The sequence below is a fragment of the Streptomyces boncukensis genome, from assembly GCF_011045075.1.
Lineage (GTDB): Bacteria > Actinomycetota > Actinomycetes > Streptomycetales > Streptomycetaceae > Streptomyces > Streptomyces boncukensis.
Genome location: NZ_JAAKZZ010000252.1, coordinates 1 through 10,643, shown reverse-complemented (window position 1 = coordinate 10,643; position 10,643 = coordinate 1). Strand labels below are relative to the sequence as shown.

The 10,643-nt window shown below is 71.9% G+C and carries 7 protein-coding genes and 1 pseudogene; 5 read left to right on the top strand and 3 right to left on the bottom strand.

What is annotated here, in order from left to right; translation table 11 throughout:
• The first annotated feature begins 289 nt into the window (after window positions 1-289).
• A complete protein-coding gene (locus G5C65_RS22060; RefSeq protein ID WP_338146576.1) occupies window positions 290-1,963 on the top strand; it encodes an RNA polymerase sigma factor in 1,674 nt (557 codons plus the stop codon).
• 267 nt (window positions 1,964-2,230) lie between these two features.
• Complete coding sequence (locus G5C65_RS22055) at window positions 2,231-3,154, top strand: S1 family serine peptidase (RefSeq protein WP_420903345.1); 924 nt, start codon at window positions 2,231-2,233, stop codon at window positions 3,152-3,154.
• A gap of 346 nt (window positions 3,155-3,500) precedes the next feature.
• Here G5C65_RS22055 and G5C65_RS22050 read toward each other — a convergent pair whose 3' ends face one another.
• Window positions 3,501-3,731 (bottom strand): DUF7455 domain-containing protein, encoded by a 231-nt coding sequence (locus G5C65_RS22050; protein WP_165300639.1) that lies wholly within the window; start codon window positions 3,729-3,731, stop codon window positions 3,501-3,503.
• 449 nt (window positions 3,732-4,180) lie between these two features.
• Here G5C65_RS22050 and G5C65_RS22045 point away from each other — a divergent pair, with 449 nt between their 5' ends.
• The 3 genes from G5C65_RS22045 (at window position 4,181) to G5C65_RS22035 (ending at window position 8,507) form a co-directional block, all read left to right on the top strand.
• Window positions 4,181-6,304 (top strand): DNA gyrase subunit B, encoded by a 2,124-nt coding sequence (locus tag G5C65_RS22045; RefSeq protein ID WP_165300638.1) that lies wholly within the window; start codon window positions 4,181-4,183, stop codon window positions 6,302-6,304.
• A 134-nt stretch (window positions 6,305-6,438) separates the two neighbouring features.
• Complete coding sequence (locus G5C65_RS22040; RefSeq protein WP_165300637.1) at window positions 6,439-6,900, top strand: DUF485 domain-containing protein; 462 nt, start codon at window positions 6,439-6,441, stop codon at window positions 6,898-6,900.
• A complete protein-coding gene (locus tag G5C65_RS22035) occupies window positions 6,897-8,507 on the top strand; it encodes a sodium:solute symporter family transporter (RefSeq protein WP_165300636.1) in 1,611 nt (536 codons plus the stop codon). Before G5C65_RS22040 ends, G5C65_RS22035 begins: the two co-directional genes overlap by 4 nt.
• 24 nt (window positions 8,508-8,531) lie before the next feature.
• Here G5C65_RS22035 and G5C65_RS22030 read toward each other — a convergent pair whose 3' ends face one another.
• Window positions 8,532-10,085 carry a sensor histidine kinase gene (locus G5C65_RS22030; RefSeq protein WP_165300640.1) on the bottom strand — a complete coding sequence of 518 codons (1,554 nt, stop codon included), beginning with the start codon at window positions 10,083-10,085 and terminating at the stop codon, window positions 8,532-8,534.
• A 369-nt stretch (window positions 10,086-10,454) separates the two neighbouring features.
• A pseudogene (locus G5C65_RS22025) lies at window positions 10,455-10,643 on the bottom strand (sucrase ferredoxin); the annotation flags it as partial.

Below are 10,643 nucleotides of genomic sequence, written 5' to 3'. Positions count from 1 at the left end.
GGACGGGTGGTGACGGAGGTGGCATGGAGGGCACTTCGTCCGGTTCTCGCCGCATACACGTGGGTACACGGTGTGACCCGGGCCACGTGAATTGAGCGTAACGCTTCCCGTTCCAGCGCGATGACTCAAGAGGTGACAGCCGCGGAGGGAATACGGGCGCCCCGCCAGGGGCTGTTCTCAGAGTCGAGCAGAATCGAGTCTCAGAGCCGTAGATCTCCACTGCTCCGCCCGCGCCGTCGGTTCATCTCCGTCGGCGGTCCGCCGTTTCCATCGTTCCGAGAGGTTGTTCGTGTCGGCCAGCACATCCCGTACGCTCCCTGCGGAGATCGCCGAGTCCGAGTCCGTGATGGCGCTCATCGAGCGGGGAAAGGCTGAGGGGCAGATCGCCGGCGATGACGTGCGTCGGGCCTTCGAGGCTGACCAGATTCCGCCAACCCAGTGGAAGAACGTTCTGCGCAGCCTCAACCAGATCCTCGACGAGGAGGGTGTGACGCTGATGGTGAGTGCCGCGGAGGCGCCCAAGCGCACCCGAAAGAGCGTCGCAGCGAAGACCCCGGCCAAGCGCACCGCCACCAAGACGGTCGCCGCCAAGACCACCACCGCGAAGAAGACCGCTCCGGCCAGCACGGCCACCAGGTCCGCCGTGACCGCGGGCGCCGGCGCGGGCCCGGCGGCCGGAGCCGCCTCCGGTATGGACGCCCCCGTCGCCCCGGAGCCCGTGGCGCCGCCGGTGGGCGAGGAGTCCCCGGCTGATACGTCCGTGCGGGCCGCTGCCAAGAAGGCGGCCCCGGCCAAGAAGGCCGCGGCGAAGAAGACCACGGCCAAGAAGGCCGCGGCCCCGAAGAAGACGACGACGACGGCGGGCAAGAAGTCGGTCGTCGACGAGCTGCTCGAAGGCGATGAGGAACTGATCGAGGATGTTCCGGGCAAGGGCGGCAAGCCCGGCCCCGAGGACGCGCCCGTCGACCCCAAGAGCGAGACCGAGGGCGAGGGTTTCGTCCTCTCCGACGACGACGAGGACGACGCACCGGCCCAGCAGGTCGCCGCCGCGGGTGCCACCGCCGACCCGGTCAAGGACTACCTCAAGCAGATCGGCAAGGTCCCGCTGCTCAACGCCGAGCAGGAGGTGGAGCTCGCCAAGCGGATCGAGGCGGGGCTCTTCGCCGAGGACAAGCTGGCCGCTGCCGACAAGCTGGCGCCGAAGCTGGAGCGCGAGCTGGAGATCATCGCCGAGGACGGCCGCCGCGCCAAGAACCATCTGCTGGAGGCCAACCTCCGGCTGGTCGTCTCCCTCGCCAAGCGGTACACGGGCCGCGGCATGCTCTTCCTGGACCTCATCCAGGAGGGCAACCTGGGCCTGATCCGCGCGGTCGAGAAGTTCGACTACACCAAGGGCTACAAGTTCTCGACGTACGCGACGTGGTGGATCCGTCAGGCCATCACCCGCGCCATGGCCGACCAGGCCCGCACTATCCGCATCCCGGTGCACATGGTCGAGGTCATCAACAAGCTGGCGCGCGTGCAGCGACAGATGCTCCAGGACCTCGGCCGCGAGCCCACCCCGGAGGAGCTGGCCAAGGAGCTGGACATGACGCCCGAGAAGGTCGTCGAGGTCCAGAAGTACGGCCGGGAGCCGATCTCCCTGCACACCCCGCTCGGCGAGGACGGTGACAGCGAGTTCGGCGACCTGATCGAGGACTCCGAGGCGGTCGTCCCGGCCGACGCGGTGAGCTTCACCCTCCTCCAGGAGCAGCTGCACTCCGTGCTGGACACACTGAGCGAGCGCGAGGCCGGTGTCGTGTCCATGCGCTTCGGCCTCACCGACGGGCAGCCGAAGACCCTGGACGAGATCGGCAAGGTCTACGGCGTCACACGTGAGCGCATCCGCCAGATCGAGTCGAAGACGATGTCGAAGCTGCGCCACCCCTCCCGCTCCCAGGTCCTGCGGGACTACCTGGACTGAGCGCCGGACGGGGCGCTCCGGGCAGCGGAGCGCATCTCGCGGAAGACGAAGAGGAAGGCCGACGGCCCCGGATCGTGGCAGACGACGGGGCGGTCGGCCTTCGTCGTGCCCGGTCACCGACCCTGGCGTATCGATGTATCGACGTATCGATGTACCGACGCTCTCGCCGCTCCCGGCGCGCGCCGCGCGCTCTCCGGATGCGCCGTGTTCCCGCCCGGAACACCCTGGGTGGTCACTGACCACCGTACGGTGAGGAGGCCGGACGTGATACGACTCCGTGAGCGAGTTTCCCGCGCCCGCACAGCCGGGCCCGCACGGGTCGGCGTGCTGCTGGCGCTGGCGGCGGTGCTGCTGCCCCTGTCACCGGTGCCCCTGCTGGGTGCGCGGGACGCGGACGCCGCGGTCCTGGCGCAGCCGGACAGGGGTGCGGACCGCGCCGTCGTGGGCGGGGCCGCCGTACGGGTGGCGGACCACCCGTGGGCGGTGGCACTCTCCAGCCGTGCCCTGTTCGGTGGTACGCGTTCCGGCCAGTTCTGCGGGGGAGCGGTGGTGGGGCCGCGCACGGTGGTCACAGCTGCGCACTGCCTGAGCCGCGAGACACTGGGTGTCGCCCCGGAGGACGTACGCGACCTGCGGATCATCACGGGACGCGGGGATCTGCGCGGGACGGCGGGGCGGGAGGTCCCGGTGGCCTCGGTCCGGGTGAATCCCGCCTATGACAGCCGGACGAACAGCGGGGATGTCGCGGTGCTGCGGCTGGCGGCGGCGCTGCCCGCCGGCGATGCGATCCGGATGGCAGGGCACGGTGACGCGGCGTACGCGCCGGGCACGGCCGCCACCGTCTACGGCTGGGGGGACGTGGACGGCACGGGGAGACACGCGACGTCGCTGCGGTCCGCACGGGTAAAGATGATCAAGGATTCGAGCTGCGCGCGGTTGTACCCCGGATCGGCGGACGGGACGTTCGACGCGCGTTCGATGGTCTGTGCGGGGCTGGCACGCGGTGGCCGGGACGCCTGTCAGGGGGACAGCGGCGGTCCGCTGGTCGCACGCGGGCGGCTGGTCGGGCTGGTGTCCTGGGGCGTCGGCTGCGGTGAGCGGGGCCACCCCGGGGTCTATACCCGGATCTCCGCCGTCGCCGGACTGGTGCAGGAGCACCGCGGCGACCGCGGCGGCGCAGACGGCACCTGAGTGCCCCTGCCGCTGCCAAAGGCACGGGCAACGGGCACGGGCGCGGGTCCGGGTCCCGGCGCGAGTGCGGTGCCGAGGCTCGGGACCGGGCTCGGGGCTGGGACCGGGATCCGGGTCCCGGGACCGGCATCCGAAGGCTCCGGCGGTCGGCGCCGCGGTGCGACGTCGCCGCCCGGGAGTGTTCGCCGGAAGCGAACGGCGCCCGAAGGACGAGAGCGGGCGGCTCCTCCCGGCTCCGGGGAGGGGCCGCCCGCCGAGTCCGGCTCTGCCGGCCGGTCGTGCTCGTCGGCTGTGGACGTGCGCTGCGTCGACCAGGGGTCAGGCCGACGGACGCCAGGTCAACGGGTCATCGTTCGTCGTCGCCTGCGGCAAGCGGAGTCGCGGTGAGCTTCTCCGTCTCGTCCTGTATCTCCGCGGCGATCTTCTTGAGCTCCGGCTCGAACTTACGCCCGTGGTGGGCGCAGAACAGCAGCTCTCCGCCGCTGAGCAGCACGACGCGCAGGTAAGCCTGGGCGTTGCAGCGGTCGCAGCGGTCGGCGGCCGTCAGCGGGGTCGCGGGGGTCAGAACAGTAGTCACGTCGCCTCTTCTCTAGCTCGACGAGCTGTCGTACCAGGGTCAACATCCAACCAGGCCGAAAACGTTCCCGCTCGGGCCGTGATTCCCTGACTTTTCTCTCCGGGGATGGCCGGATGGTGCCGGGTGGCGGCGAATGGGCCGTATTACAGGGGATGGATCATCTTCACAGTGCTGGTGGCTTGTGGAGTTGTGACGGTCGGTGGTGGTCACCGTCGGTGGTGCCGACGGCCCTCCTTCGTTCTGGAGGACGTGCCCGGAGCCTAAATGGTTCATGCCCCGGAAGGGAACGTGATGTGTGCGTCACCCCGTCATTTTATCGAACAGGTAATCGAGTATGGGTTAACATAGCGGTTCTCCTGGGTCGCGCGACACGTGCTGTCCTGGGCCTCGGTACCCTCTGACGCGGCAACCCAGCCGTCTCAAGCAGAATTCAGCGAGGAGCGAACCGCGTGACCGCCGATACGTCCGTGCCGTCCACCGCACTGCTGACCGGGGCAGACCGCGAGGGCGGCTCCAATTACACCGCGCGGCATCTGCTTGTCCTGGAAGGGCTGGAGGCGGTCCGCAAACGGCCTGGCATGTACATCGGCTCGACGGACAGCCGTGGGCTCATGCACTGCCTCTGGGAGATCATCGACAACTCCGTCGACGAGGCCCTGGGCGGCTACTGCGACCGCATCGACGTGATCCTGCACGAGGACGGCTCCGTCGAGGTCCGGGACAACGGGCGCGGCATCCCCGTCGACGTGGAGCCCAAGACCGGGCTGTCCGGCGTCGAGGTGGTGATGACGAAGCTGCACGCGGGCGGCAAGTTCGGCGGCGGCGCGTACGCGGCCTCCGGCGGCCTGCACGGCGTCGGCGCCTCCGTCGTCAACGCGCTCTCCTCCCGGCTCGACGTCGAGGTCGACCTGAACAGCCGCACGCACACCATCAGCTTCCGCCGCGGCGTCCCCGGCATCTTCACCGAGCAGGGCCCCGACGCGCCCTTCGACCCGGCCACCGGGATGCTCAAGGGCAAGAAGGTCCCCAAGACCCGCACCGGCACCCGGGTGCGCTACTGGGCGGACCGGCAGATCTTCCTCAAGGACGCCCGGCTGTCCCTGGAGACCCTGCAGGCCCGCGCCCGGCAGACCGCGTTCCTGGTGCCGGGGCTCACCCTGGTGCTGCGGGACGAGCGGGGCGTCGACGGCGCGGAGCCCACCGAGGAGACGTTCCGCTACGACGGCGGCATCAGCGAGTTCTGCGAGTATCTGGCGCCGGACCGCCCCGTCTGCGACACCGTGCGCCTCCAGGGGCAGGGCACCTTCAAGGAGACCGTGCCCGTGCTGGACGACCAGGGGCATATGATCCCCACCGAGGTCCAGCGCGAGCTGGGCGTCGATGTCGCGCTGCGCTGGGGCACCGGCTACGACACCACCCTGAAGTCCTTCGTCAACATCATCGCCACCCCCAAGGGCGGCACCCATGTCTCCGGGTTCGAGCGCTCGGTCACCAAGACCGTGAACGAGGCGCTGCGGTCGAAGAAGCTGCTGCGCGTCGCGGATGACGACGTCGTCAAGGACGACGCCACCGAGGGGCTGACCGCCGTGGTCACCGTCCGGCTGGCCGAGCCGCAGTTCGAGGGGCAGACCAAGGAGGTGCTGGGCACCTCGGCCGCCTCGCGGATCGTGGGCCAGGTGGTGGCCAAGGAACTCAAGGCGTTTCTGCTCTCCGGCAAGCGGGACGCCAAGGCGCAGGCGACCGCCGTACTGGAGAAGATCGCCGCCGCGGCCCGTACCCGGATCGCCGCGCGGCAGCACAAGGAGGCGCAGCGCCGCAAGACCGCGCTGGAGTCGTCGGCGCTGCCGGCGAAGCTGGCCGACTGCCGCAGCGACGACGTCGAGCGCGCGGAGCTGTTCATCGTCGAGGGGGACTCGGCGCTGGGTACGGCCAAGCTGGCGCGGAACTCGGAGTTCCAGGCGCTGTTGCCGATCCGCGGCAAGATTCTCAACGTTCAGAAGTCCTCGGTCTCCGACATGCTGAAGAACGCCGAGTGCGGCGCGATCATCCAGGTGATAGGAGCCGGGTCCGGACGGACCTTCGACATCGACCAGGCGCGCTACGGCAAGGTCATCTTCCTCGCGGACGCCGATGTGGACGGCGCGCACATCCGCACCCTGCTGCTCACCCTCTTCCAGCGCTATATGCGGCCGATGGTCGAGCAGGGCCGGGTCTTCTCCGCCGTGCCGCCGCTGCACCGGATCGAGCTGATCAACCCCAGGAAGGGGCAGGACAAGTACCTGTACACGTACTCGGACAGCGAGCTGCGGCAGACCCTGCTGGAGCTGGAGCGCACCAGGACTCGCTACAAGGAGTCCATCCAGCGCTACAAGGGCCTCGGCGAGATGGACGCCGACCAGCTCGCCGAGACGACGATGGACCCGCGCCACCGCACCCTGCGGCGGATCAACATCGGGGACCTGGAGGCCGCCGAGCAGGTGTTCGACCTGCTGATGGGGAGCGAGGTCGCGCCGCGCCGGGAGTTCATCAGCTCCTCGGCGGCCACCCTCGACCGCTCCCGTATCGACGTCTAGGGGCTTCGACGTCCAGGGCTGTCGACGTCTAGACGCGCGGGAGCCGGGTCGCCGGGCGGGGCTTGTCACCTGAAGGGGTGAACGGGTGGGATTGTCCTAACCGGCGTCCCGCTCCGGGCGCCATTCTCTGGGGCATGCCGATCGAAGACCCCTGGTGCCACGTCGACGGCGCAGCGCCGGCGCCCGGCGCCGCCCCGAACCCGGCGCCGGAACCGGCGCGCAGAAACGGTCAGCCGGTGGCTTCCGCGTCCCCGGCGCACGCCGCGGTCTATCTGACCGTGCAGCGCAGCGCCGCCTTCCAGCAGATGCGCCGCCGCTACCGCCGCTTCGTGCTGCCCGCCACCGCCGCCTTCCTCGTCTGGTACCTGGCCTATGTCACCGTCGCGACCAGCGCCCCCGCGCTGATGGCGCGGCCCCTGGCCGGGGCGTTCAACGTCGGGATGGCCGCCGGGCTCGCCCAGTTCGCCACCACCTTCCTGCTCACCTGGGCGTACGCCCGGCACGCCCGGCTGCGCCGGGACCGGCTCGCGCTCGAACTGCGCTGGGAGACCCAGGACATGACAAGAACGGCCGCCCGCCGTGAGGCCGTCTCGTGAGCGGGGACCACCAGACTCTGACGCTGCTGCTGTTCAGCGTCGTCGTCGCCGCCACGCTGGCCATCACCAGCTGGGCGGGGCGCCGGCGGCAGGGCTCCCCGGAGGAGTTCTACGCGGGCGGCCGGCTCTTCTCGCCCATGGAGAACGGATTCGCCATCGCAGGGGACTACATGTCCGCCGCCTCCTTCCTCGGCATCTCCGGACTCATCGCCCTCTATGGCTACGACGGCATGCTCTACTCCATCGGCTTCCTGGTCGCCTGGCTGGTCGTGCTCATGCTCGTCGCCGAACTCGTGCGCAACTGCGGCCGGTACACCCTGGCCGACGTCGTCGCCGCGCGGCTGCGCGAGCGGCCCGTCCGGATCGCGCTGGGCGCCTCCTCCGTCACCGTCTCGGTGCTCTACCTGGTCGCCCAGATGGTCGGCGCCGGCGCCCTCGTCGCGCTGCTGCTCGGCGGCAGCATGGGCGACGCCGCGCACACCTGGACGGTGCTCGGCGTCGGCGCGCTGATGGTGACGTACGTCTGCCTCGGCGGCATGCGGGCCACCACCTGGATCCAGATCGTCAAGGCCGTGCTGCTGATGGCCGGTGCCCTCACCCTCACCGTGCTGGTCCTCCTGCGGTACGGCGGCGACCTCGGCGCGCTGCTGAACGGAGCGGCCGAACGCAGCGGCCACGGCGCGGACTTCCTCGCACCCGGCCTCAAGTACGGCGGCGACTGGACGTCGCGCGTCGACTTCGTCAGCCTCGGCCTGGCCCTCGTACTCGGCACCGCGGGGCTCCCGCACATCCTCGCGCGGTTCTACACCGTGCCGACCGCGCGGGCCGCGCGCCGCTCCGTGGTGTGGTCGGTCGGCCTCATCGGCAGCTTCTATCTGATGACGATCGTGCTCGGCACCGGCGCGGCCGCCCTGGTCGGCACCGACGCCGTCCGCGCGGCGAGTCCGGCGGGCAACACCGCGGTACCGCTGCTCTCACTGGAGCTGGGCGGGGGAGCGGGCACCCGGGGCGGTGCGGCGCTGGCCGCGGTCGCGGCGGCCGTCGCCTTCGCCACCATCCTCGCCGTCGTCGCGGGCATCACCTTGGCCGCGTCCGCCGCCGTGGCCCACGACCTGTACGCCTCGCTCCGCGTTCGGCGGCGCCCCGCGGCCCCGCAGGGGCGGCGGGAGGAGGTGGGTGTCGCCCGCGTCGCGGCCGCCGTGGTCGGCGCCGTGGCGGTCGGGCTGAGCCTGCTGGCGCAGGAGCTGAACGTGGCCTTCCTGGTGGGCCTCGCCTTCGCGGTCGCCGCCTCGGCGAACCTGCCGGCGCTGCTGTACGCGCTCTTCTGGCGCCGGTTCACCACGCGGGGCGCGGTGTGGGCCGTGTGGGGCGGCCTGCTGCCCGCCGTGGCCCTGGTGGTGCTGTCTCCCGTCGTCTCCGGCGCGCCGCACGCGCTGTTCCCCGGGGTCGACTTCGCGGTCTTCCCGCTGGAGAACCCGGCGCTGGTCTCCGTACCGCTCGGCTTCTGCGCGGGCTGGCTGGGCACCGTGTGCTCCCGGGAGCGGGCGGACGAGAGCCGGTACGCGGAGGTCGAGGTGCGGTCCCTCACGGGCGCGGGCGCGGTGTGAGCCGGACGGCAGGCACCGGAAGGGTCACGGAGTGTGCGGGTGGAGGGCCTCCGGGAGGGTCACCGTGAACTCCGCCCCGCCCTCCCGCCCGCCGGACACCCGCGCGCTGCCCCCGTACCGCTCCGCGAGCCGTCGCACCAGCGCCAGGCCCAGGCCGCGCTTGCCGTGCGCCGGCGGCTCCTTCGTGGACCAGCCCTCAGCGAACACCATGTCCCGGCGCTCGGGCGGGATGCCGGGGCCGCTGTCGCTCACCCGTACGGCCACGTCCGTACGCCCGCGCGCCCACAGCGCGACCTCCACCCAGGCGCCCGCCGGACCGGCCGCCGCGTCCAGCGCGTTGTCCACCAGATTGCCCACCACCGTCGCCAGCGCCGGCGGGTCGACCAGGCGGTCGGGCAGGGAGGTGCCGGGTGTGACGCGCAGGGCGACGCCCCGTTCCGCCGCCACCGTCGCCTTGCCGACCAGCAGCGCGGCGAGGCGCGGATCCCGGACCCACCCGGATATCTGCTCAGCGGTGTCCCGGTGCTCTCCGACCGCCTCGCTGAGATAGTCCAGCGCCTCGCCGTACAGCTCCAGCTGCAGCAGGCCGAGCAGTATGTGCATCCGGTTGGCGTGCTCATGGTCCTGCGCGCGCAGCGCGTCGATCAGCCCCTGGGAGCTGTCGAGTTCGCGGCCGAGCAGCTCCAGCTCCGTACGGTCCCGCAGGGTCGCGACGGCGCCGCCGTCATGGGTGGGCATCCGGTTGGCGACCAGCACCCGGCCGCCGTGCACCGCCAGCAGGTCCGAGCCCGGCACCCGTCCGGCCAGCACCTCGGTCGTACGTCCGGGGCCGAGCGCCTCCTCCAGCGGAACCCCGGTGTGCTCCGGGCGCAGGTCGAGCAGGCGCCGGGCCTCGTCGTTGACGAGCCGCACGCGGCCGTGTGCGTCCAGTGCGACGACGCCCTCCCGGATACCGTGCAGCATGGCCTCCCGTTCGGCCAGCAGCGCGGAGATGTCGGAGAAGGCCAGATCGTGCGTCCGCTTCTGCAGCCGCCGGGCGATCAGCAGCGCGGCCAGCGCCCCCAGCCCGAGCGCCGCCCCGGCGTACGCCAGCAGACCGGGAACGGCGGTCAGCAGCCGGTCGCGCACGCTGTCGTACGCGATGCCGACGGACACGGCGCCGACCACCTCGCCGTCGGCGTCGCGCAGCGGCGCCTTGCCCCGTGCCGAGCGGCCCAGGGTGCCCTCGTCGATCTCCCTGACCTCGTGCCCGGCGAGCACCGGCGCGGGGTCGGTGGAGACGCGCTCCCCGATCCGCTGCCGCTTCGCGTGCGACCAGCGGATGCCGCGGTCGTCCATGACCACGACATAGCTGGCGCCCGTCGCGCGGCGGACGCGCTCGGCGACGTGCTGGACGGGCCCGCCGGGGTCGGGGCGGGCGCCGTCGGTGACCAGGTCGTCCAGCCCCGGCTCGGCGGCCGTCGACTGCGCGATGGCCAGGGCGCGCCGCATCGCCTGGTCGTCCAACTGGCGGCTGAACGGCGCGAGGAAGAGCCCGGTGGCCACGGCCGTGACGCCGGTGACGATCGCCAGCTGCATCAGCAGCACCTGTGAGGAGATCTGGCGCGGGCGCCAGCGGATACCGGACGGACGGCGGGGCGGTGCGGCCACGGAAACCCCCTGTTGCGGTGGGAGCGGGAGTGGGAGGGGGACGCTACCCGCTGCCCGTTGGAGCGTGTCCGGGGATCGTGCGTGCCGGGTCGGGGCTGCCCCTGCCTGCGCCTTGCAGGCTGCGGGTGCTCCGTGGCTGGTCGCGCAGTTCCTCGCGCCCCTGAAGCGCCCCTGCGGGGCGCGCCCTGGCGCCCCGCAGGGGCGCGGGGAACTGCGCGAGCGACTACAACGCAGCCGCGGACTGCGGCGCACCGGCAGGGGCAGCCCCTGCCCAGCATGATCCGCCGGACACTACACCTAGGTGCTCTGCACGGCGTCCACCCGCATCCGCGCGGGAGCGCCCAGCGCGGCGCCGCAGCTCGCGGGGACCGGGAGCGCGTCGTCGACGGCGGTCACCGTGACTCGCCAGCGGCGCCCGTCCAGGTGCGCGACCGTGACGGACCAGCGGGCAGTGACCGCCTCCCCGGCCCCGCCCGTCACATGCGC